This is a genomic window from Modestobacter sp. SYSU DS0904 (genome assembly GCF_054051115.1).
The window spans coordinates 23,528-44,583 of the sequence record NZ_JBJHAQ010000021.1 but is presented as its reverse complement, the minus strand read 5'-3'; the positions used below and the strand labels follow the sequence as shown (position 1 = coordinate 44,583).

Genomic DNA, 21,056 nt, shown 5'->3' with positions numbered 1-21,056 from the left:
ATGTGAACCGCGCTGTCACGTCCACCAGCATCTTCCCGGCTGTCACACGGGCCGCTCGCCGCACATCCACGTCGAGGGTTACCCGGGCCACACGTCGAGGGTTACCCGGGCCAGGCCAGCATCATTGCGCGAGCACGCTGACTGGCTGGGGAGACGGCCTTGGTGGCGTCCAGCGCGACTAGATGCCTCGTGCAAGCAGGTGCTCGGTGACGTGGCGGGCATCGGCGCCGACACCCCCGAGCAGGTGGGAGGTGATGGAGCGCTGGTAGGGCAGCCCGACGGCGTAGAGGCAGGGACAGTCATCGACCACCCCGCCGCGGTGACGCAGCCGACCGTCCGTGTGGAGGACGTCGAGGTGCAGCCAGCTGTAGTCGGGGCGGAAGCCGGTGGCCCAGACGACGGCGGTGACGGCGAGGGTGCGCCCGTCGGCGAGCAGTGGCATCCCGTCACAGCTGCCGGTGACCCGAGGGTGGCGCTGCACGCCCGCGGTGGCCAGCTGCCCGGGCCGGATCCGACCGAGGGGGTCGCCGTGCCCACCCAGTCCGCGTCGGGCGAGGACGGCGCCGAGACGGCCGAGGCGTTGCAGGACCTGAAACGTCCACGGCCCCAGGTGAGGGATGTGCCCGACGTCGCGGCCGGCCAGGTGCACGGTCCGGTGCTCAGCCGGATCGGTCGCCACGTCGAGGGCGATCTCCGCCCCGGAGTTGCCCGCTCCGACCACGAGTACCGCTCCGGCAGGCAACTGAGCGGGGCGACGGTAGTGCGCCGCGTGCACCTGGACCAAGCCCGGGTCGAGGTGCGTGGCGAAGGCTGGCACGAACGGTCTGTGGTGTGCGCCGGTGGCGATGACGACGTTGTCGGCTCGCCAGCGCCCACGATCGGTGCAGACCACGAACTCCCCGCCTTCGCGGTGCACGGCCTGCACTCGGGTGCCGAGCCGCACCGGTAGCTCGAAGTGCTCGGCGTAGCGGGCCAGGTAGTCGGCCACGGCGCCCTTGGTCGGATGGTCTCTGCGTCGGCCGGGAAAGGACAGGCCTGGCAGCGAGTCGAAGCCGACCGGGGTGAACAGGCGCAGTGAGTCCCACCGCTCCCGCCAACTGTCGCCCAGCGCGTCGGCGGCGTCGAGGAGGGCGACGTCGTGGCCACGACGGGTCAGGTGGTACCCCACGGCCAGCCCGGCCTGACCCGCGCCGACGACCACCGTCTGCACGACACGGTCGTCCGCCGTCGTGCCCATGTCTGCTCACCCCCCTCAAGCCAGTTGTTGACACGAGGGTATACATGCTCACGTTTACAGTGGCGGGCGTGAACGTCGTGGCAGGTACGCCTCCGGGGCGACGACTCCCGCGCGCCGAGCGGCGGGAGCAGATCCTCGCGGCGGCCACGAGCGCGTTCAGTGCCGCCGGTTTCGAGGACACCGGCCTCGACGACGTGGCCGCCGCGGCAGGGATCAGCCGGGCCATCCTCTACCGGCACTTCGAGTCGAAGGCCGACCTCTACCGGGCGGTGCTCGAGCGCGCGCGGGCACGGCTGCAGGCGGCCGTGGGCGACCCGCCCTACACCGAGCGGATCATCGACGACCTGCTCACCGCCGCGGCCGGCGATCCCGACGGGTTCCGGCTGCTGTTCCACCACGCGGCGCGGGAGCCGGCCTTTCGCGCCGAGGTCGACGTGTTCACCGCCGAGATGACCGCCACGGCGCACGACCACCTCGCGCCCTTCATCCCCGATCCGGCGTGGGCCCGGTGGGCTGCACGGCTGGCCCCGGCGGTCACGGTCGCCGCCGTGCTGACCTGGCTCGAAGCCGGCCAACCCGAGCCGGCCGGGGCCGCCGCTCGACTGCGCCAGGCAGTCCAGGGCATCAGCCTCGCCGCGGGCGCCGAGCCAGTCCGCACTCCCCGTCGCTAGCGGGCGCCCCTCAGGAGCTTCGGAGGCCCGCGGGAGGATCTCCCGGCTTCCGCGCGGTGCTGAGCGGGCGGCCGATGACGCCGGGACATCCAGGACCTGCTGGGGTCAGTTGAGCCGCTCGGTCAGGTGGATCTCGACGTCGTCTCCGTCGCCCTTGCCGATGGCCGTGCGGATCGGAGCAGCCACCGGGAGCTTGTGGGTGCCGTCTCCCAGGGCCATGAACGCGCCGGTGAACGGGTGCCCGTCGACGGTCCCGGCGACCTTGACCAGGCCGCGAGTCCCGAAGATCTGGGCTGACTCCGGCAGCTGCACGCAGGTCCAGGTGTCTGCCGGTCGGACCTTGCCCAGCCGGGCGGTGAACGTGATGTCCAGAGGACGGGGATCGGCCACGATCGTGCTCCTTCGCGCTGCTGGGCGGGGGGCTGCCGGGCTCACCGGAGCTCGCTCGGGTCGGAGTCCTCCAGGTAGACCAGACCGTTGCCGTCGGGGTCGGTGAAGGAGAACATCGCCGGGACCCCTTCCATTCGGACCAGCTCCTCGTTGTGCACGGTCACGCCGGCCTCGCGGACCCTGTCGTGGGCCTGTTGAGCATCGGAGGTGCCCAATCGGATGGCGATCGGGATCTGGCTGTCCGGGGGGAGGAGCGCCAGGGCGACACTCGAGCCGGGCGGGACGACCTCGATCATCCGCGCGCCCGGCCACACCTCCACGTCGGTGCGGAGCTCGCAGCCCAGTACTTCCGTGTAGAACCTCAGCGCAGCGTCCTGGTCAGCCACCGGAACGGAGACACTCAACACTCTCGTCGTGATCGTCATGCCGTCTCAGACTCCATCGTGCCCGGAAACTCATCGTCCGCGCCCGGTCGTCCCCCCAGGGAACCCGCTACCCCGGTAGTCGATCCCGTCGCGGGGTGGAGCTGGTCGACGAGAGGGTCGAGCAGCCCTGGGGCGGTGCACGGCGTTCGAGGTCTCGCGGCGGTGGATCAACGGTCGCCGTGTTCCCGCGGAGGCGCAGCGGGTCACCCGAGCGGGCCGGCTGCGGACCTCGCTTGCTTCTGCCCACATCCGACAGATGCCTTGACGGTCATATGACCGATTGGCAATATCAGCCTGTGAGCGCCTACACCGCCCTTGCGGAGCCTCGCCGCAGGCAGATCCTCGATCTGCTGCGGACCGGTGAGCGGCCCGTCGCCGACCTGGTGGCACACCTCGGGATCAGCCAGCCCGGGGTGTCGAAGCACCTGAGGGTGCTCCGCGAGGCCGGACTCGTCGTGGCGCGCACAGCAGGCAAGCAGCGCATGTACTCGCTGCGACCCGAGCCCCTGGTCGAGGTCGTGCAGTGGCTGGAGCCCTACCGGATGCTCTGGTCCAGCCGCCTCGACGCCCTCGAACGACACCTGGAGGAGAACTCGTGAGCGACGGAACCCTGGAGACGATCGACGGACGCCCCGCGCTGCGCTTCGAGCGCGTGCTCGCCCACCCGGTCGAGCGCGTCTGGCGCGCCGTCAGCGTGCCGGCGGAACTCGAGCGGTGGTTCCCAGCGGCAGCTGACTGGACACCGGCGACCGGTGAGGTCTTCGAGGCCGGCGGCATGACCGGTGAGGTCACCGAGGTCGAGCCGCCTCACCGGCTGGCGTGGACCTTCGCCGGAGACCACTACGCCTTCGACCTGACCGAGCACGACGACGGCTGCCTGCTCGTCTTCACCCACGTCTTCGACGACCGCACGACCGCCGCGCAGACCGCCACCGGCTGGGACGCCTACCTCTCCCGGCTGGAGCCCCACCTCGCCGGCGAACAGCTCTCGGAGGAGGAAGCCCACGCGTCGTGGGGAGACGTCCACGAGCGCTACGCCGAACGCTTCGGCCTCGATCCCGAGCCGGGACGGCGCTTCCTGGCGCAGCTGCGCGCCGGTCACTGATCCCGGGGGTGGCGCTGGCCGTGCCGCAGTCGCCGCGTCGTCATCGCGACGGACTCCTCGGGGCCGTGAGGTGTTGATCGCGGGATCAGGGGGCGGTGGCCTTCCACGACGGCCCAACTGATCCGGTCGGAGCTGATGGTCTCCGCCACGGCAGCTGCGTGTTCCTCGAGGACGGTCTCGGCGCTGCCGTACGGGATCACCGGCAGCCGGGTCCCCGGCGGCGGCGGGGTGACCAGCCCGCGCAACGGCCACGGCTGGCGTGCACGAGGTGCAGGGGGGGCATGGCGCAACCGGGCCTCCGCGGCGGCGAACCGGGCGCCGTCCCGGGCGCCTGCCGAACCGTCGATGCCGGCGATGACCGGCCGGGGCCCTCGGGTGGGCCGGACGCTCCCTCCGGGATCGGTCACGCCGGGGGAGGGGTCCGGGTCGGCGCGGGGACGAGGACGACCGCCTCCGACGGCGACAGGGCCCCGGACCAGGCTGCGCCCTCACCCCGCCCCGTCGAGGCGACCTCCACCGTCGTCGACTCGTCCAGGGCCAGCTCGGCGGGCGCGTCCCGGAAGTTGATCGCGACGATCCGGCGGTCGTCGTCCGCGCGCCGCTCGTAGGCGAGGACGCCGTCCGGCGCGGGCACCGCCGTCCAGGAGCCCCGGTGCAGCGCCGGTGAGCCGCGGCGGGCGGACAGCAGCCGCCGGTAGAGGTGCAGCACCGACGTCCCGTCCGCCCGCTGGGTGGCAGCGCTGCGGGCCTCGGCGTCCGGGGGGAAGGGCAGCCACGGCTCCACCGGCCAGCCGTGGCCGGGCTCCGGGGTCCACGGGATCGGTGCCCGGCAACCGTCGCGTCCGCCCGGGTCCACCCGCTGCTCCGGGGTGATGACGGCGTCCTCGAGACCGAGTTCCTCGCCCGCGTACAGGAACGGGGTCCCCGGGAGGGTGAGCAGCAGGACCGCGGCGGCGCGCGCCCGGGCCTCGGATCCGCCGTACCGGGTGCGGTGCCGGGGGTTGTCGTGGTTGGACAGCACCCAGGTCGGCCACGCGCCGACAGCGGTCAGCGCCGCCAGGGTCTCCTCGATGGTGGACCGCCAGAAGTCGGCGTCCCAGGGTCCGAGCATGGGCGCGAAGTTGAACGCGAGGTGCAGCTCGTCACCGGCCCCGTGGTACGGGGCGACCAGGGCCGGGGAGCGCAGGTTGACCTCGCCGACCATCGCCCGCTCCCCGGGGAACTCGTCGAGCACCGAGCGGATGCCGCGGAGCAGGTCGTGGGTGATCGGCAGGTCGTGGCTGTGCACGATGTTCGTCCCGACCAGCTCCGGCGGGTGGTCGGGCAGGTCGGGGTCCTTGCCGATGAGGTGGACGACGTCGGCGCGGAACCCGTCGACCCCCCGGCGCAACCAGAACCGCAGCACGTCGTGCATCGCGTCCCTGGCGGCCGGCTCGCTCCAGTCGAGGTCGGGCTGCTCGGGCAGGAACAGGTGCAGGTACCACTGGCCGGTCCGCTCGTCCCAGGTCCAGGCCGGACCACCGGTGAACTGGGCCAGCCAGTTGTTCGGCGGCGCGTCCGGCGTGCCGTCGCGCCACAGGTACCAGCCCCGGCGGGGGGAATCCCGGGAGCTGCGGGAGTCGAGGAACCACGGGTGCTGGTCGCTGGTGTGGTTCGGCACCCAGTCCAGCATCAGCCGCATCCCCCGCCCGTGGACCTCGGCGAGCAGTCGGTCGAACGTCTCGAGGTCGCCGAACACGGGATCGACGTCGCAGTGGTCGGCGATGTCGTAGCCGGCATCGGCCATGGGGGAGGGGTAGATCGGTGACAGCCACAGCGTGTCGACACCGAGCCAGCTGAGGTGGTCGAGGTGCGCCCGGATCCCCGCCAGGTCGCCGAGCCCGTCCCCGGACGCGTCGGCGAAGGACCGCGGGTACAGCTGGTAGACCACGCCGGTGCGCCACCACGGCTGTGTGTCGCCGGCGCCCGACCCGGCCGGGCCGGCTCCGCCGGGGGGCGGGGCGCTCACAGCCCCACCTCGCTGCCCGCGATGCGGCCGCGCAGCCACCGGTAGCCGAACGGCGAGAGGGTGAAAGCCGGGGTCTCCAGCTCGAGCGGGTCGAAGCGGTCGTTGCCGAACACGTCGGCGATCTGCTCGAACTGCCGCAGGTCCCCGGGGTCCAGCCGGACCTCGACGTCGTCGCCGGACAGGTTGTGCACGGCCAGCACCGCGCCCTCGAGCCAGTCGCACCGGTGGGCGAGCACCCGGCGGTCGCCGGCGTCGAGGACCGACCAGGACCCCCACCCGAACTCGGGTGACTCCTTGCGCACGCGGATGGCCCGCTCCACGCGGTTGAGCAGGGAGTCCTCGTGCCGGCGCTGTTCGGCGACGTTGACCTCCCGGTGCCCGAAGGGGCCGTCGTCGACCAGCGGCGCGACGAGGCTCCCGGAGGCCGTGGAGAACCCGCCGTTGGGCCCGTCGGTCCACTGCATGACCGTGCGGACGCTGCCGCGGCCCGGGGCGGTGAGGTCGTCGCCCATCCCGATCTCCTCGCCGTAGAGCAGCACCGGTGTGCCGGGCAGCGTCATGAGCAGGCTGATCGCCAGTTCCACCCGTCGGCGGTCACCGTCGACCATCGGTGGCAGCCGGCGCCGGATGCCCCGGCCGTAGATGCGCATGTCCTCGTCCGGCGCGAAGGCCGCCATGACGTCGGCCTTCTGGTCCTCCGGCAGGCGCGACAGGTTGAGTTCGTCGTGGTTGCGCAGGAAGTTCAGCCACTGCGACGTCCGCGGCGGCCGCGGCGTGCGGCGCAGCTGGTCACCCAGCGGGCCGGCCTCGCGACGGGCCAGTGCGGTGAAGATCGTGCCGGACATGATGAAGTCGAACAGGCAGGTCAGCTGGTCGCCCCCGTCGCCGAAGAACGTCTCCCGTTCGCCCGGGTCGAGGTTGACCTCGCCCAGCAGGATCGCGTCCCCCCGGCGGCGGGAGAGGAACCCGCGCATGTCCTCCAGGATGACGTGCGGGTCCTGCGGTATCTCGTCCTCGATGCCGGTGGCGCCGATGAGGTAGGGCGCCGCGTCGATCCGGAAGCCGGAGACGCCCAGCTCCAGCCAGAAGCCCATGATCCGGTGGATCTCGTCCCGGACGTCGGGGTTGGAGATGTCGAGGTCGGGCTCGGACGAGTAGAAGCGGTGCAGGTAGAACTGACCGGCTTCCTCGTCCCACGCCCAGTTGCTGTCCTCCTCGTCGGGGAAGATGATCTTCCGCTCCTCCGCCGGCCGCTCGTCGGACCAGACGTACCAGTCGCGGTACTTGGCGTCGCGGCTGCGGCGGGCCTCGCGGAACCACGGGTGCTCGCTGGAGGTGTGGTTGACGACCAGGTCGGTCACGACCCGGATGCCGAGGTCGCGGGCGGTGCGCACGAACTCGACGAACTCCCCGAGGCTGCCCAGGCGGGGATCGACCGAGTAGTAGTCGGCCACGTCGTAGCCGTTGTCCCGCCGGGGCGAGGGGTAGAACGGCAGGAGCCACAGGCAGGTGATGCCCATCCCGCTGAGGTACGGCAGGCGCTGGGTCAGGCCGCGGAAGTCGCCCACGCCGTCCCCGTCGGAGTCCATGAAGCGCTCGACGTCCACGCAGTAGACGACGGCGTTCTTCCACCACTGGTCGCTGACGGCCGGATCGAACATGACGCGTCGCTACCCCGGTCGGCCGCGTCCGACCCGGGGAGACGGCCGGTGTCCCCTGCCCCTCGGGAGGGGCAGGGGACACCGTCGGTGCGGGTCCGGCTCCGGACGACCGGGGCCGGGCGGGTCAGCGCGCCTGGTAGCTCACGTGCGGGTGGTCGAAGTGGTTCGCCGTGACGCTGCCGCGGTCGCCCATGGGGCTCCAGGAGCCCGTCGGCGAGGTGAGCATGCGCTGCTGCCAGATGATGTACTTCACGCCCAGCTCGTCCCAGTTCGCGACGTGGTACTGGACGACCGCGTCCCCGAGGGCGGCGTCGGACATGACCATGAAGTCCAGTGCCAGCCCCGCGGGGTGGCCGTTCATGTCGGCGGCGCCGGGCCGGGTCCCGCCGATGGTGACACCACCGGCGCCCGGCACGTTGCTGACGACGGCGTCCGCCGCGGACGCCACGTGCGGCTGCACCGGGCCCGCGGTGTTGGTGATCCGGGCGACCGCGGACTGCGGCGCGGCGATCAGCGCCTGGACCGGTGCCGGTGCCGGTACCGGTGCGGGAGCAGCCGCCCCGACGCCGGAGAGGAACAGCACCTGCCCCGGGGTGATGGCGTTCGGGTTCCCGCCGATGACCCCGGCGTTGCGCTGGAAGAGCCCCCGCCAGGACTGGCCGTGGGCCGCGGCGATCGCGGCGATCGTGTCGCCCGGCTTGACGGTGTACTGGTCCCCCTGCGCAGCTGCGGGTGCAGCGACGACCGCGGGGGGCGGGCTGGTGGGGTGGGCCTGGGCCGGGGAGCTCAGGACGCCGAGCGTGACGACGGAGGCGCCCGCCACGACGGGGAGGCCCACGAGGACCTCACGGGTACGGACGAAACGCGGTGCGCGGTGCTTAGACATGGTGATCTCCGATCACCGCCGCCGGGGTTAGCTGTCGGGTTCGGGCGATCGGTGCCCGGCCGGCGATGCCGGCTTCACCCCGAGGCGCGCTGGCTGGTGGTGTCAGCGCGCCGTGTGCGGTGGGTCCCCCACCCCTGCCCTGAATGCTCAGGATGACGACCGGCAGGCAGGGTTTGGCGGACCGGCGCCACGCCCACGAGGCGGGCGTGACCGGAACGTTATGTTCTGGAACCGCCCGGTGTCGCTGTGGTGCCGATCACGTCAGCGGCGCGTCGTGGACGGCACGCCGACGGCGCCCGGAAAGACGCCCGACACGGTCGTCGATGCCTGCCGTCCGGGCACCGCGGCCCGTCCGGGGTGGTGGACCCCGGTACCGCCGCTGGTGCGCGGTCGTGGAAAGTGGCACGGGTCGAGCCTGACGGGCAGGCGCGGCAGCGAAGGGCAGCTATGGGTGACGACGCAGGCATGACCGAGCACGCCGGCCGGGAGAGCGCTGCCGTGGCGCCGGGGGAGCGGCTCTACGCCGGCTGCGACCCGCTCGGCTACGAGCAGTTGCTGACCGAGGAGGAGCGCGGCCAGCTGTGGCGGCTGCGCCGGTTCCTGGACGGCGAGGCGCGACCGCTGCTGGCGGAGTACTGGGAGCGCGCGGAGTTCCCGGCGCAGCTCGTGGCCCCGCTGGCCGCGCTGGACCTCATCGCCCCGCCGTCGCTGACCGCCGGCGGAGCGGCGACCCGGTCGCTGTTCACCGGGTTCCGGAACTTCGAGCTGGCCCGCACCGACGCCTCCCTGGCCACCTTCTTCAACGGCCAGTCGGGGCTGTTCCGCACCACCATCGAGCGCGGCGGCAGCGCCGAGCAGGTCCGCCGGTGGCTGCCCCGGGTCGACTCCTTCGCCGCGGTGGGCGCCTTCGCCCTCACCGAGCCCGACCACGGGTCCGACGTCGCCGGCGGGCTGGAGACCACCGCCCGGAGGGAGGGCGACACGTGGGTGCTCGACGGCCGGAAGCGCTGGATCGGCAGCGCCGTCCTCGCCGACGTGCTTGCCGTCGTCGCCCGCGACGTCGCCGACGGCCAGGTCAAGGCCTTCCTCGTGCCGCGGGACGCGCCCGGGGTCGAGCTGGCCACCATCACCGGCAAGACGGCGCTGCGGATGGTGCAGAACTCCGACATCACCCTGCGTGCGGTGCGGGTGCCCGAGGAGGACCGGCTGGCCCGGATCACCTCCTTCCGCGACGTGGCCGACCTGCTGCGGTCCATGCGCTCGGGCGTCGCCTGGTTCACCGCCGGGGTGCAGGCCGGGGCCTACGAGGCCGCGCTGGGGTACGCCGGCTCCCGGGTGCAGTTCGGCCGGCCGATCGCCGGCTTCCAGCTCGTGCAGGAGAAGCTGGCCACGATGCTGGGCAACCTGGTGGCCTCGCTGGGCATGGCGGTGCGCGTGGCCCAGCAGCAGGACGCCGGCGTCTACCGGGACCAGGACTCGGCGATGGCGAAGTCCTGGACGTCGGTCCGCATGCGCGAGACGGTCGCGCTGGCGCGGGAGGTCGTCGGCGGCAACGGCGTGCTGCTGGACCACGACGTCGCCCGGTTCTTCGCCGACGCCGAGGCCATCTACACCTACGAGGGCACCTACGACGTGAACGCCCTCGTCGTCGGCCGGGCCATCACCGGCATCAGCGCCTTCACCTGACCGCGGCACCCGCCGCCGGGCGACGGCCACCGGGAGAGCCCGGCGCGGGGGAGTCGGGTGCAGGGGAGTCGGGGCTGCATGACGTTGCGGGTGTGCAGCGCGGAGAGCTCGGTGGCCTCGTCGTCGGGGAACCCGAGCTGGTGCAGCCGCTGCCGGCGCCCCCGTCGTCCATGCTGGCGTGCAGCGGCTGCACCGCCCGGTGCCCGCCCGCAGCCGGCCGCGCGGGGATGACCAGCGCGGCCGGCTCGTTCTCCACCAGGTGGGTCATCACCTGCACGACCGCCGCCTCGACCTCGTCGGTGAGCGGCTCGGCGCCGGCGCGCCAGGTCAGGCGTCGATGACCACCGGGATGATCATCGGGGTGCGGCGGTGGGCCCGGTTCGCCCAGTTGCCGACGGCCTTGGCGATCAGCGACTCCAGCTGGGCGGCATCCGTGACGCCGTCCGCCGCCGCGCGGGCCAGCTCCTTCTCGATCAGCGGCACGGCCGCGTCGAAGGAGGCGGCCTCGTGGACGAAGCCGCGCGCCAGGAAGTCGGGGGCCTCGACGAGCTGACCGGTGTTGGCGTCGATGATCGCCACGACGGTGATCACGCCCTCCTCCGCGAGGGTGCGCCGGTCCTTGAGCGAGGCCTCGGTCGCCCCGCCGACGGTCGAGCCGTCGACGTAGACGTTGCCCGCGGACACCTTGCCGGTGATCGACGCCCGGCCGTCGACCAGGTCGATCACGACGCCGTCCTCGGCGATCACCACCCGGCTCGGGTCGACCCCGGTGCGGATCGCCAGGTCGGCGTTGGCCCGCAGGTGGCGCCACTCACCGTGCACCGGCATGACGTGGCGCGGCTTGACGATGTTGTAGCAGTACACGAGCTCGCCGGCGCTGGCGTGCCCGGAGACGTGCACCTTGGCGTTGCCCTTGTGCACGACGTTGGCGCCGATCTTGGTGAACTCGTTGATGATCCGGTAGATGGCGTTCTCATTGCCCGGGATCAGCGAGCTGGCCAGCAGCACGGTGTCGCCCTCGGCGATCCGGATGACGTGGTCCCGGTTGGCCATCCGGGACAGCGCCGCCATCGGCTCGCCCTGCGAGCCGGTGCAGATCAGGCAGACCTTGTCGGCGGGCAGCTTCTCCAGCACCTTCATGTCGACCACCAGGCCCTTGGGCACCCGCAGGTAGCCCAGGTCGCGGGCGATCCCCATGTTGCGGACCATCGACCGGCCGACGAAGGCCACCTTGCGGCCGTGCTCGTGGGCGGCGTCGAGCACCTGCTGGATCCGGTGCACGTGGCTGGCGAAGCTGGAGACGATGACCCGCTTGGGCGCGGTCCGGAAGACAGTGTCGATCGCCGGGGTGAGCTCGCCCTCCGAGGTGGTGAAGCCGGGGACGTCGGCGTTGGTGGAGTCGGTGAGGAAGAGGTCGACGCCCTCCTCGCCGAGCCGGGCGAACCCGCGCAGGTCGGTGATCCGCTGGTCCAGGGGGAACTGGTCCATCTTGAAGTCGCCGGTGTGCAGCACCAGCCCGGCCGCGGTGCGGATCGCGACGGCGAGCGCGTCGGGGATGGAGTGGTTGACCGCCAGGAACTCCAGGTCGAAGGGCCCCAGCCGGAGCTCGTCGCCCTCGGCCACCTGCTCGGTGACCGGCGTGATCTTGTGCTCCTTGAGCTTGGCCTCGATGAAGGCCAGCGTCAGCTTGGACCCGACGAGCGGGATGTCCCGCCGCTCCCGCAGCAGGTAGGGGACACCCCCGATGTGGTCCTCGTGCCCGTGGGTGAGCACGACCGCCACGATGTCGTCCAGCCGGTCCCGGATGGAGGTGAAGTCCGGGAGGATCACATCGACCCCGGGCTGGTGCTCCTCGGGGAAGAGCACGCCGCAGTCGACGATCAGCAACTTGCCGGCGTGCTCGAAGACGGTCATGTTGCGGCCGATCTCGCCGAGTCCGCCCAGGGCGACGACCCGGAGACCGGAGGCTGGCAGCGGCGGAGGCTGTCGGTGGTCACCACGCGCACGACTCATGACCTCGACGCTACGGGAGGGACCCGGGCGCCGGTCCCGGCACCGGTCCGCGGGGGAGTCCGGTGCCGCGCCGCCGGCCCGGGCGGGCCGTCGTCCGCATCCGGGCCGGTCGCGACCGGGAGGGGCGGTGCCGGGCACTAACCTGATCCCCGAGGTGGAGGGAGCGGGGATGACGACGGCGGACGACCAGGCGGCCGGGGTCCCGGCGGGGCCGACGGCGGTGGCCGGTCCGGCTGGCCGGTGGGACCGCGACCAGCTCGGCGACCGGGTGTTCACGCTGCCCAACGCGCTGTCGGTGCTGCGGCTGCTCGGCGTCCCGGTCTTCCTCTGGCTGCTGCTGGGCCCCGAGGCCGACGGCTGGGCCGTCGTCGTGCTGATGGTCGCCGGGTTCACCGACTGGGCCGACGGGAAGCTGGCGCGGGGGCTCGGGCAGGCCAGCCGGCTCGGGGCGCTGCTCGACCCGGCCGCCGACCGGCTCTACATCGTCGCCACCCTGGTGGCCTTCGCGGTGCGGGACGTCGTCCCGCTGTGGGCCGTCCTCGTCCTGCTCGGCCGGGAGGCCGTGCTCGCGGTGACCCTGCTGGCGCTGCGCCGGGGCGGGTGGCCGCCGCTGCAGGTGCACTACCTCGGCAAGGCCGCGACCTTCCTGCTGCTGTACGCCTTCCCCCTGCTGCTGCTGGCCGACGGCGAGGGCGCGGCGGCCACGGTGGCCCGCCCGATCGCCTATGCGCTCACCATCTGGGGCGGCGTGCTCTACGTGCTGGCCGGGGTCCTGTACGTCGTGCAGGCCGTGCGGCTGCTGCGCGGCGACCGGCGCGCCGGGGCCCCGGGATGAGCGCGCCACCGCGAGGCCCGCGGTCGCTGGGGTCATCGCTGCTGGACCAGGTGCTCGCCGAGACGCTCGACCCCTCCTACGCGGAGGCGGCCGCCACGCGCGCGGCCCGGGAGGCGTCCCGGCCCCGTCCCGGTGGCTCCCGGCTGCGCCGACGGCGGGGGCAGCTGCTCGTGGCCGCCACCCTGGCGGTGGCCGGCTTCCTCGCTGCGATCACCTACCGCGAGGCCGCGTCCGGGGCGCAGGGGCGCGAGGTCGTGCGCGAGGCGCTGCGGGAGGACATCCTGCAGGCGTCCGACACCACCGACGAGCTGGCCGCCGAGCTGGAGCGGCTCACCGCGGAGGTCACCGCCGCCCGCGAGAGCGCGCTGGCGGCCAGCGTGGTCGGCCAGCGCGCGCTGGACCGGCTCGCGGTGGCCGAGCAGCAGGCGGGGACGGTGGCGGTCGAGGGCCCCGGTGTCGTGGTGACCCTGGGCAACGCGCCACCGCCGTCGGACAGCGACCCGGTGGGCGGGTCCGGGGAGGTGCAGCTCGGCGGCATCGTCCAGGACCGCGACCTGCAGCGGCTGGTCAACGCGCTGTGGGCGGTCGGCGCGGAGGCGGTGAGCGTCGACGGGCAGCGGCTCGGCCCGACCTCGGCGATCCGGCAGGCAGGTGACGCCATCCTGGTCGACTTCCGCCCGGTGGCCAGCCCCTACGAGGTCGCGGCGATCGGCGACCCGGAGACGTTGACCCGCGACCTGCTCAACACCCCGGAGGCGTCGGCCCTGGGACAGCTGACCGTTGACTACGGTGTGGTCTTCGAGTACGTGCGAGAGGACTCCCTCGAGCTGCCGGCCGGCACCGGCGCCGAGCTGCGGCACGCCACGGTGCTCGACCCCACCACCGGCTCGGGTGCGTCCGCGCCACCGACCGCCACCGACGGAGGCTGACGCGTGATCCCGATCATCGGACTGGCGATCGGTGTGGTGCTGGGGCTGGTGCTGGACCCGAGCGTCCCGCTCTGGCTGCAGCCCTACCTGCCGATCGCCGTCGTGGCCGCGCTGGACGCGGTCTTCGGTGGGGTGCGTGCCCGCTTCGACGGCATCTTCGACGCCAAGGTCTTCGTCGTCTCCTTCGTCTCCAACGTCGTCGTCGCCGCGCTGATCGTCTTCCTCGGTGACCAGCTCGGCGTCGGCGCGCAGCTGTCCACCGCGGTGGTCGTCGTCCTGGGCATCCGGATCTTCGGCAACGCGGCGGCGATCCGCCGGCACCTGTTCCGGGCATGACGGGCGAGGAACCGGCCGGGGAGCCCCCGCCCGGGCGTGCTCCGGCCGGGGACGGAGCGCCGGCCCCGACCCCATCCCCGGCGCCCGAGCAGACTCCGGCGCCGGACCAGCCGCCGGCTCCCACGCCGCTGCCGGCGCCGTGGCGGGGGAAGGTCGTCCGCGGGCGCCGGGGCCTGGTCGCCGCTGCACTGATCAGCGTGCTCACCCTGCTCCTGGGCTTCGCGTTCGCGGTGCAGGTCCGCAGCGCCGACACCGCGGCGGCGCTCGCCGGGCAGCGGGAGGAGGACCTGGTCCGGATCCTCGACGACCTCACCGCCCGCGAGGCGCGGCTGCGCCAGCAGATCGCCGACCAGCGGGCCGCCCAGGAGCAGCTGGGGAGCGCCGACAGCGCCTCGGCGGCCGCGCTGGCCGAGGCCCGCGAGCGGTCCCGGACCCTGGCGCTGCTCAACGGCACGGTCGCCGCCCAGGGGCCGGGTCTGGAGATGGCCGTCTCCGACCCCGGCGGGCGGCTCGCGTCCGCCGAGCTGGTCAACGTGATCCACGAACTGCGCGGCGCCGGCGCGGAGACCATGCAGATCGACGACGTCCGGATCGGGGCGGACAGCGAGGTCACCGGTGACCCGGGGGAGCTGTCCGTCGACGGCACGCCGGTGAGCTCGCCGTACACCGTGCTGGTGATCGGTCCCGCGCAGTACATGGAGACCGCGATGAACATCCCCAACGGCGTGGTCGACCGGATGACGCGGCGCCTGGCCACCGTGCAGATCCGGCAGTCGGACCGGGTGGTGATCGACGCGCTGCGGCCGGTCTCCGCGCCGCAGTACGCCGAGCCCGTCGAGTCGGACTGAGCCCGCACCGCCGGCCGGCCCGCGCCACCGCGGAGTGCTCGCAGCCGCCCCACGAGCCGGACGGAAGGGGGCCGATCGCCACCCCGGCCCCTCCCGTCCCGCCGCCGTCGGACGCGATCACTATCATCACCGCAGAGGTCGGACGCTCCACCACGAGCGGTCGCACTCTCACCCTGTACGTGCGGTTGACCCCCGGGTCGGCCGCTGGTTCCATGACCCCCGGCCCGACCGCGACCCCGCGGTGGCCGACCAGCGACGGGCCGTCCGGCTCGTCGTCCGCCGGCCGACCGCGGCCCTCCAGGCCGCGGCGGTGCCGCCTGCACCGGAGGAGACCGACGTGCTCTGCACTCGATGTGGCCACCAGAACCCCGAGGGCAGCCGCTTCTGCGCCCAGTGCGGGGCGGCGCTGAGCCAGGAGCGTGTCGGCGAGTCCACCAGCATCATCCCGAAGGTGGGCGGGGAGGACTCCGGCGAGCAGGCCGAGGCGGTCGACACCACCGCCGACGCCCACGCCGGCGCCGTCGAGTCGCTGCCGGCCGGGTCGGCCCTGCTGGTGGTCAAGCGCGGGCCGAACGCGGGCAGCCGGTTCCTCCTGGACCAGGAGGTCACCACCGCCGGTCGGCACCCGGACTCCGACATCTTCCTCGACGACGTGACGGTCAGCCGGCGCCACGTGGAGTTCCACCGCGAGGGCGGCGGCTTCACCGTGCACGACGTCGGCAGCCTGAACGGCACCTACGTCAACCGCGAGCCGGTCGACGTCGCCTCGCTCGCCGGGGGCGACGAGGTGCAGATCGGCAAGTTCCGGCTGGTCTACCTGACCGGTCCGCGCACCGGCGAGACCGCCGGCGCCTGACCTGGCCGTCGCCGCGAACGAGGGAACGAGGGGCGGGTCGGGACGATGAGCGCGGTGCCCCGGCGGGACACCGGGGGCAACGGTGCCCTGCTGACGATCGGGGAGGTGCTCGCCGCCCTGCGCGGTGACTTCCCGGACGTCACGATCAGCAAGATCCGGTACCTGGAGTCCGAGCAGCTGGTGCACCCGCAGCGCACCCCGTCGGGCTACCGGAAGTTCTCCGCGGCCGACGTCGCCCGGCTGCGCTACGTGCTCGCCGCCCAGCGCGACCAGTACCTGCCGCTGCGGGTGATCAAGGAGCACCTGGAGGCCTTGGACCGGGGCGAGCCGCTGCCCGGGCGGGCCGACGCCGGTACCGGCCCCGCCTCCGACGAGGCCCTCGCCGCCGCCGGGCCGATGCCGGCAGCGGAGTTCGCCGAGGCGGCCGGCGTGGACGAGCAGCAGCTCGCCGACTTCGTGCAGTTCGGGCTGGTCAGCACCGACCGGCGCGGCCGGCTGCCGGCCGCGGACCTGCCGGTCGCCCGCGCCGCCGCGGCGCTGGCCCGGCACGGCCTGGAGGCCCGGCACCTGCGCGCCTGGCGGACCGGGGCCGACCGCGAGGCGGCGCTGCTGGAGCAGCTGGTCGCCCCGGTGCTGCGCGCGCGGTCCGACGAGGCCCGTAGCCGGGCCGCCGAGCAGGTGCAGGAGCTCGCCGGGCTGTCCGCGCAGCTGCACACCGCCCTGCTGGAGGCCCGCCTGCGCGAGGTCCTCGGCGGCTGAGGGAACGGGAGCCCTGGCGTACCGTTGTCCGCAGCGGAACGCCGCGGACACCGGCCCGGGCGGGCCGTCGTTACGGCGGTCCGGCGAGGTCAGCGATGCGGGAGGGGAGCCAGCCGTGCAGGAGCTCAGAGTCGTCGGCGTCCGGGTCGAACTGCCCGGCAACCAGCCGATCCTGCTGCTGAAGGAGACCCAGGGGGAGCGCTACCTCCCGATCTGGATCGGTGCGGTGGAGGCTGCCGCGATCGCCTACGAGCAGCAGGGGGTGCGCCCGGCCCGGCCGATGACGCACGACCTGCTCAAGGACGTCGTCGCCGCGCTGGGGGCCGCCGTCGAGGCGGTGCACATCACCGAGATGCGGGACGGCATCTACATCGCCGAGCTGCAGCTGGGGGAGGGGCGGACCGTCAGCGCCCGGCCGTCCGACGCCGTCGCGCTCGCCGTCCGCACCGGGGCGCCGATCTTCGGCGCCGAGACGCTGCTCGACGAGGTGGGCATCGAGATCCCCGACGAGCAGGAGGACGAGGTGGAGAAGTTCCGCGAGTTCCTCGACAACATCAGCCCGGAGGACTTCGGCGCCGGTTCGGGCTCCGGGGGCGGCCCCGCCTGACGGGGGTCCCGTTCGCGGTGCCGACTGCCGAGGACCACGGGCGCCACCCCTCCGGGTGAGCGGCACGACACGCGGCCCGTCGCGGTTGACCGGTGTCCTGCCCCGGCCTACCGTCAGTCGAAATCACCCAGCTGTGACTCCACGGTCGCGCCCGGGTGGCCGTCCCGGCATGAGCGGGCGACGGCCCTCGTGCTGGGTGCTGATCTCGAGGAGGCGCTGACGTGAGCGACCTGGACAACGGTTCCGGCCGCCGGCCGTTCAGCGAGGGCCAGCAGGGGCAGCTGTTCAGCGACTCCGCGGTCGGCGCCCCCGCCTACGACGAGGTCGACACCGACGAGGTCGGCTACCGCGGCCCGACCGCCTGCGCCGCCGCCGGCATCACCTACCGCCAGCTCGACTACTGGGCCCGCACCGGCCTGGTCGCCCCCTCGGTGCGCACCGCGACCGGTTCGGGCACCCAGCGGCTGTACTCCTTCCGCGACATCCTGGTGCTCAAGGTGGTCAAGCGGCTGCTGGACACCGGCGTCTCGCTGCAGAACATCCGCAAGGCCGTCGACCACCTGCGCACCCGCGGGGTCAAGGACCTCGCCAACATCACCCTGCTCTCCGACGGGGCGACCGTGTACGAGTGCACCTCGGCCGAGGAGGTCGTCGACCTGCTCGCCGGCGGTCAGGGCGTCTTCGGCATCGCCGTCTCCGGTGCGCTGCGTGAGCTCTCCGGTGAGCTGGCCGAGCTGCCCGCCGAGCGGCTCGACGGCAACGGCCACGCCGTGGACGACGAGCTGTCCGCCCGCCGCCGTCGCCGCGCCGCCTCCGCCTGACGGCCCGGGCGGGCGCACCGCCGCCGTCCGACCGCGCCGGCGGTCTCCGCCGCCGGGGGGTCAGATCTTCCGCAGCAGGACCCGGCGCACCGAGTGGTCGGCCGCCTTCTGCAGCACCAACCGCGCCCGGGATCGGGTCGGGGCGATGTTCAGCCGCAGGTTGGGCTCGTTGACCGCCGACCAGATGTCGCGCGCGGTCGTCCGGGCCTGGTCGTCGGTGAGATCGGCGAAGCGGTGGAAGTACGCGGCGCTGTCGGCGAAGGCCGTGCGCCGCAGCGCGAGGAACCGCTCGACGTACCACTGCCGGATGTCGGCCTCGGTGGCGTCGACGTAGACCGAGAAGTCGAAGAAGTCCGAGAGGAAGACCTCCGGCACCCGCCCGTCGCCGCGGCCACCGCCGGCCTGCAGCACGTTGAGGCCCTCCAGCACCAGGACGTCGGGCCGGTCGACCACCTGCCGGGTGCCGGGGAGCACGTCGTAGGCGTGGTGGGAGTACGTCGGTGCGCTCACCTCCCGCTTGCCCGACTTCACGTCGGCCAGGAACCGCAGCAGCGCCCGGCGGTCGTAGCTCTCCGGGAAGCCCTTGCGGCCCAGCAGACCGCGCGCCTCGAGCTCGGCGTTGGGCAGCAGGAACCCGTCGGTGGTCACCAGGTCGACCCGCGGGGTGTCCGGCGCGGCGGCGAGCAGCGCCTGCAGCAACCGGGCCGTGGTGCTCTTGCCGACGGCGACGCTGCCGGCCACCGCGATCACGAACGGCACCTTCTCGGTGGGCGTGCCGAGGAACTCCGTCTGCGCGGCCCACAGCCGGCGGCTGGCGGTCACATGCAGGTGCAGCAGCCGGGCCAGCGGCAGGTAGACCGTGGCCACCTCGTCCCGGTCGATGCGGTCGCCGAGGGTCGCCAGGGCGCGCACGTCGGCGTCGTCCAGCGGCAGCTCACCACCGGCCGTCAGCGCCCGCCAGGAGTCGCGGTCGAAGGCGGTGAAGGGCGAGACCTGGGCTCGCGTTCCGGCCGTCACGCCGCCCATGGTGCCGTTCGTCCCGGCCCCGCCCCTCGACGGGGTGGTCGGGAACGGCCGCACGCCCACCCGGGACGCCCGGGCGTCTAGGGTCCAGGGCGTGTCGTCCACCGGGCTCCTCGACCGGATCGAGCGCTACTTCTCCCTCGCGCCGGAGGCCGACGGCCTGACCCGGATCGAGTCCGTCGGCGGGCTCGTCGTGCCGGTCGGCCCCCCGGAGTGGCCCTACCCGGCGCGCCCGCGCCCGGGGCAGGAGGACGCCGTCGCGGTCGAGGACGTGCGCGCGGCCGTGGCGCTGCAGGAGGCGGCGGGGCTGCCGGCGTCGGTCGAGTGGCTGGGGGATCGCTGCCGCGGCCTGGCCGGGGTGGCCCGGGCCGCCGGCCTGCAGGTCGAGGAGCTGCCGCTGCTGGTCGTCGACGACCCGGTCGAGATCCTGCTGCCGGACGAGGTGCGGCTCTACCTCGTCGGCGCCGACGACCCGCGGCTGGGGCTCTACCAGCGGCTGGCCGCGCTCGCCTTCGCGACGCCGGCGACCCGGCCGGACCTCGGGGAGCACCCGCCGGGCGTGCCCGAGGTGGCCGCGGCCGACCCCGGCCCGGCGGAGGTGCCGCCGACGGAGCTGCTGCGCGAGCGGGTCGCCTCCGGCCGCACGGTGATGATGGTCGCCGTCGACGGTGGGGAGCCGGTGGCGATCGGCTCCCACCAGCCGGTCGACGTCGACGGCACGGAGGTCAGCGAGGTGGTCGGGGTGGCGACCCTGCCGCGCTTCCGCGGCCGCGGGCTGGGCGCCGGGCTCACCTCGGCGCTGGTCGACCACGCCCGCCAGAGCGCGGACCTGGTCTTCCTCTCCGCCGGCGACGACGACGTGGCGCGGGTGTACGAGCGGGCCGGCTTCGCCCGGGTCGGCACGACCTGCGTGGCGGAGCACCCACCTCGCTGAGGGCGCCGGTGGCCTCAGCGGGACGGCCGGGTCACTCCACGTCGTAGGTGGCGACGATCTCGCCGCGGGCGAGGGTGTGGCTGAAGAGGGTGAAGCCGAGGAACGCCGGGGTCGCCTCGGCCGGGACGCCCAGGTCGTCGGTGTCCACCGCGTGCACCACCACGTGGTAGTGGTGCGTGCCGTGTCCGGCCGGCGGGGCGGCGCCGACGAACCGGGCGAGGCCCGCGTCGTTGCGCAGCTGCACCGCGCCCTCGGGCAGGCCGGAGCCGGCGTCGTCACCGGCGCCGCGGGGCAGCTCGGTGACCGAGGCGGGGATGCCGACGACCGCCCAGTGCCAGAAGCCGCTGCCGGTCGGGGCGTCGGGGTCGAGCACGGTGACCGCGAAACCACGGGTCCCGGCGGGGAAGCCCGACCAGGACAGCTGAGGGGAGACGTCCTCACCGCCGGCGCCCATCAGCCCGCTGACGTGCGGCCGGGCCAGCCGCTCGCCGTGGCTGATGTCGGTGCTGGTGACGGTGAAGGAGGGGACCGGGGGCAGGAAGTCGTAGGGGTTGGGCGGGGACGGGCGGTCGGCCATGCGGGATCTCCAGGGCTGGGAACTGCCCGGCCGGTGCCGGGGGAGCAGCGGGTGCCGCACCGGCCCCGACCCTAGGCAGCCCGCGGACCCGCTGCCCGGTGACGGCGTTCCAGCGGCTGACTCGACCGTTATCCCCAACAAGGCGCCACCGATCGACGGTGGTCCGGTGGGGGAGCGCCCTCCGGGCGGAGGCAGTGACACCGGCGGTGTCGCGTGGGCAGGGCCGCGCGGTGAGCCGTTCCGAGCCGGTTCCCGACCCCGGCTTCGTCCAGGCGCAGGAGGCGCTGGCCGAGATCGAGCGCACCGTCGCGGACCGGCTCTCCCTGACGCCGCAGGCCCGGGAACTGATGACGACCCTCTTCCCGCGGTCAACGAGGAGGAGGCCTTCGGGGTCGGCTGGCTGGACGATGCGGAGTCGACCGCCCTGACCGGCGCCCTCCGGAAGGTCG

General features: G+C 73.7%; 23 protein-coding genes and 1 riboswitch. Of the genes, 14 read left to right on the top strand and 9 right to left on the bottom strand.

Going from position 1 to position 21,056, the window contains the following annotated elements:
- Nucleotides 1-178: 178 nt before the first annotated feature.
- Nucleotides 179-1,237, bottom strand: a complete 1,059-nt coding sequence (locus tag ACI79U_RS14190) for a flavin-containing monooxygenase (RefSeq protein ID WP_457069872.1) — start codon at nt 1,235-1,237, stop codon at nt 179-181.
- Nucleotides 1,238-1,305: 68 nt separating this feature from the next.
- Between ACI79U_RS14190 and ACI79U_RS14185 the strand changes: the two genes are divergently transcribed.
- Nucleotides 1,306-1,908 (top strand): TetR/AcrR family transcriptional regulator, encoded by a 603-nt coding sequence (locus tag ACI79U_RS14185; RefSeq protein WP_457069874.1) that lies wholly within the window; start codon nt 1,306-1,308, stop codon nt 1,906-1,908.
- A gap of 105 nt (nt 1,909-2,013) precedes the next feature.
- Here the strand turns inward: ACI79U_RS14185 and ACI79U_RS14180 are convergent, their stop codons facing one another.
- Both ACI79U_RS14180 and ACI79U_RS14175 read right to left on the bottom strand, forming a co-directional pair.
- Complete coding sequence (locus ACI79U_RS14180) at nt 2,014-2,298, bottom strand: DUF1905 domain-containing protein (protein WP_457069876.1); 285 nt, start codon at nt 2,296-2,298, stop codon at nt 2,014-2,016.
- A gap of 41 nt (nt 2,299-2,339) precedes the next feature.
- A complete protein-coding gene (locus ACI79U_RS14175; RefSeq protein WP_457069879.1) occupies nt 2,340-2,723 on the bottom strand; it encodes a VOC family protein in 384 nt (127 codons plus the stop codon).
- A gap of 296 nt (nt 2,724-3,019) precedes the next feature.
- Here ACI79U_RS14175 and ACI79U_RS14170 point away from each other — a divergent pair, with 296 nt between their 5' ends.
- Nucleotides 3,020-3,322: an ArsR/SmtB family transcription factor gene (locus ACI79U_RS14170; RefSeq protein WP_457069882.1), complete on the top strand. Its 303-nt coding sequence runs from the start codon at nt 3,020-3,022 to the stop codon at nt 3,320-3,322.
- Complete coding sequence (locus ACI79U_RS14165; protein WP_457069884.1) at nt 3,319-3,828, top strand: SRPBCC domain-containing protein; 510 nt, start codon at nt 3,319-3,321, stop codon at nt 3,826-3,828. The genes ACI79U_RS14170 and ACI79U_RS14165 overlap by 4 nt, the downstream gene beginning before the upstream one ends.
- A 403-nt stretch (nt 3,829-4,231) precedes the next feature.
- Here ACI79U_RS14165 and ACI79U_RS14160 read toward each other — a convergent pair whose 3' ends face one another.
- From ACI79U_RS14160 to ACI79U_RS14150, 3 genes are all read right to left on the bottom strand, one after another.
- A complete protein-coding gene (locus tag ACI79U_RS14160; protein WP_457069886.1) occupies nt 4,232-5,836 on the bottom strand; it encodes an alpha-amylase family glycosyl hydrolase in 1,605 nt (534 codons plus the stop codon).
- Nucleotides 5,833-7,497 (bottom strand): alpha-amylase family protein, encoded by a 1,665-nt coding sequence (locus tag ACI79U_RS14155; protein ID WP_457069888.1) that lies wholly within the window; start codon nt 7,495-7,497, stop codon nt 5,833-5,835. Before ACI79U_RS14155 ends, ACI79U_RS14160 begins: the two co-directional genes overlap by 4 nt.
- Nucleotides 7,498-7,621: 124 nt before the next feature.
- Nucleotides 7,622-8,383 carry a LysM peptidoglycan-binding domain-containing protein gene (locus ACI79U_RS14150; RefSeq protein WP_457069890.1) on the bottom strand — a complete coding sequence of 254 codons (762 nt, stop codon included), beginning with the start codon at nt 8,381-8,383 and terminating at the stop codon, nt 7,622-7,624.
- A 1-nt stretch (nt 8,384) separates the two neighbouring features.
- Nucleotides 8,385-8,558, bottom strand: a riboswitch (cyclic di-AMP (ydaO/yuaA leader).
- A gap of 290 nt (nt 8,559-8,848) precedes the next feature.
- Here ACI79U_RS14150 and ACI79U_RS14145 point away from each other — a divergent pair.
- Nucleotides 8,849-10,069 carry an acyl-CoA dehydrogenase family protein gene (locus ACI79U_RS14145; RefSeq protein WP_457069893.1) on the top strand — a complete coding sequence of 407 codons (1,221 nt, stop codon included), beginning with the start codon at nt 8,849-8,851 and terminating at the stop codon, nt 10,067-10,069.
- A gap of 327 nt (nt 10,070-10,396) precedes the next feature.
- Here ACI79U_RS14145 and ACI79U_RS14140 read toward each other — a convergent pair whose 3' ends face one another.
- Entirely contained in the window at nt 10,397-12,082 is a 1,686-nt protein-coding gene (locus tag ACI79U_RS14140) for a ribonuclease J (RefSeq protein ID WP_457069895.1), read from the bottom strand.
- A 169-nt stretch (nt 12,083-12,251) separates the two neighbouring features.
- Between ACI79U_RS14140 and ACI79U_RS14135 the strand changes: the two genes are divergently transcribed.
- From ACI79U_RS14135 to ACI79U_RS14100, 8 genes are all read left to right on the top strand, one after another.
- On the top strand, nt 12,252-12,917 hold the full coding sequence (locus ACI79U_RS14135; protein WP_457069897.1) for a CDP-alcohol phosphatidyltransferase family protein: 666 nt from the start codon (nt 12,252-12,254) through the stop codon (nt 12,915-12,917).
- Nucleotides 12,914-13,846 (top strand): DUF881 domain-containing protein, encoded by a 933-nt coding sequence (locus tag ACI79U_RS14130; protein ID WP_457069899.1) that lies wholly within the window; start codon nt 12,914-12,916, stop codon nt 13,844-13,846. Before ACI79U_RS14135 ends, ACI79U_RS14130 begins: the two co-directional genes overlap by 4 nt.
- 3 nt (nt 13,847-13,849) lie before the next feature.
- Entirely contained in the window at nt 13,850-14,182 is a 333-nt protein-coding gene (locus tag ACI79U_RS14125) for a small basic family protein (protein WP_457069902.1), read from the top strand.
- Between the two features lie 197 nt (nt 14,183-14,379).
- Complete coding sequence (locus ACI79U_RS14120; protein ID WP_457069905.1) at nt 14,380-15,030, top strand: DUF881 domain-containing protein; 651 nt, start codon at nt 14,380-14,382, stop codon at nt 15,028-15,030.
- A 241-nt stretch (nt 15,031-15,271) separates the two neighbouring features.
- Nucleotides 15,272-15,886 carry an oxoglutarate dehydrogenase inhibitor Odhl gene (gene odhI / locus ACI79U_RS14115; protein ID WP_279526830.1) on the top strand — a complete coding sequence of 205 codons (615 nt, stop codon included), beginning with the start codon at nt 15,272-15,274 and terminating at the stop codon, nt 15,884-15,886.
- Nucleotides 15,887-15,931: 45 nt separating this feature from the next.
- Nucleotides 15,932-16,645, top strand: coding sequence for a transcriptional regulator FtsR (ftsR, locus tag ACI79U_RS14110; protein ID WP_457069907.1), 714 nt, complete (start codon nt 15,932-15,934; stop codon nt 16,643-16,645).
- 115 nt (nt 16,646-16,760) lie between these two features.
- The gene (locus ACI79U_RS14105; protein ID WP_457069909.1) at nt 16,761-17,252 is read left to right on the top strand and encodes a bifunctional nuclease family protein; all 492 of its coding nucleotides are present in this window, start codon (nt 16,761-16,763) and stop codon (nt 17,250-17,252) included.
- 221 nt (nt 17,253-17,473) lie between these two features.
- Nucleotides 17,474-18,073, top strand: coding sequence for a MerR family transcriptional regulator (locus ACI79U_RS14100; RefSeq protein WP_457069911.1), 600 nt, complete (start codon nt 17,474-17,476; stop codon nt 18,071-18,073).
- A 60-nt stretch (nt 18,074-18,133) separates the two neighbouring features.
- On the opposite strand, the gene coaA is transcribed toward ACI79U_RS14100, so the two are convergent.
- On the bottom strand, nt 18,134-19,099 hold the full coding sequence (gene coaA / locus ACI79U_RS14095) for a type I pantothenate kinase (RefSeq protein ID WP_457069913.1): 966 nt from the start codon (nt 19,097-19,099) through the stop codon (nt 18,134-18,136).
- Nucleotides 19,100-19,190: 91 nt separating this feature from the next.
- Between coaA and ACI79U_RS14090 the strand changes: the two genes are divergently transcribed.
- Nucleotides 19,191-20,030, top strand: coding sequence for a GNAT family N-acetyltransferase (locus ACI79U_RS14090; protein WP_457069915.1), 840 nt, complete (start codon nt 19,191-19,193; stop codon nt 20,028-20,030).
- 31 nt (nt 20,031-20,061) lie between these two features.
- Here ACI79U_RS14090 and ACI79U_RS14085 read toward each other — a convergent pair whose 3' ends face one another.
- On the bottom strand, nt 20,062-20,607 hold the full coding sequence (locus ACI79U_RS14085; RefSeq protein WP_457069917.1) for a YbhB/YbcL family Raf kinase inhibitor-like protein: 546 nt from the start codon (nt 20,605-20,607) through the stop codon (nt 20,062-20,064).
- A gap of 230 nt (nt 20,608-20,837) precedes the next feature.
- Here ACI79U_RS14085 and ACI79U_RS14080 point away from each other — a divergent pair, with 230 nt between their 5' ends.
- Nucleotides 20,838-21,035 carry a hypothetical protein gene (locus tag ACI79U_RS14080; protein WP_457069920.1) on the top strand — a complete coding sequence of 66 codons (198 nt, stop codon included), beginning with the start codon at nt 20,838-20,840 and terminating at the stop codon, nt 21,033-21,035.
- The last annotated feature ends 21 nt before the right edge of the window (nt 21,036-21,056 follow it).

What these genes read in the sequence shown, in the direction of transcription:
- ACI79U_RS14190 (WP_457069872.1), bottom strand. Translation starts at nt 1,237, where the DNA reads ATGGGCACGACGGCGGACGACCGTGTCGTGCAGACGGTGGTCGTCGGC.
- ACI79U_RS14175 (WP_457069879.1), bottom strand. Translation starts at nt 2,723, where the DNA reads ATGACGATCACGACGAGAGTGTTGAGTGTCTCCGTTCCGGTGGCTGAC.
- ACI79U_RS14155 (WP_457069888.1), bottom strand. Translation starts at nt 7,497, where the DNA reads ATGTTCGATCCGGCCGTCAGCGACCAGTGGTGGAAGAACGCCGTCGTC.
- ACI79U_RS14150 (WP_457069890.1), bottom strand. Translation starts at nt 8,383, where the DNA reads ATGTCTAAGCACCGCGCACCGCGTTTCGTCCGTACCCGTGAGGTCCTC.
- ACI79U_RS14145 (WP_457069893.1), top strand. Translation starts at nt 8,849, where the DNA reads ATGACCGAGCACGCCGGCCGGGAGAGCGCTGCCGTGGCGCCGGGGGAG.
- ACI79U_RS14140 (WP_457069895.1), bottom strand. Translation starts at nt 12,082, where the DNA reads ATGAGTCGTGCGCGTGGTGACCACCGACAGCCTCCGCCGCTGCCAGCC.
- ACI79U_RS14135 (WP_457069897.1), top strand. Translation starts at nt 12,252, where the DNA reads ATGACGACGGCGGACGACCAGGCGGCCGGGGTCCCGGCGGGGCCGACG.
- ACI79U_RS14130 (WP_457069899.1), top strand. Translation starts at nt 12,914, where the DNA reads ATGAGCGCGCCACCGCGAGGCCCGCGGTCGCTGGGGTCATCGCTGCTG.
- ftsR (WP_457069907.1), top strand. Translation starts at nt 15,932, where the DNA reads ATGAGCGCGGTGCCCCGGCGGGACACCGGGGGCAACGGTGCCCTGCTG.
- coaA (WP_457069913.1), bottom strand. Translation starts at nt 19,099, where the DNA reads ATGGGCGGCGTGACGGCCGGAACGCGAGCCCAGGTCTCGCCCTTCACC.
- ACI79U_RS14085 (WP_457069917.1), bottom strand. Translation starts at nt 20,607, where the DNA reads ATGGCCGACCGCCCGTCCCCGCCCAACCCCTACGACTTCCTGCCCCCG.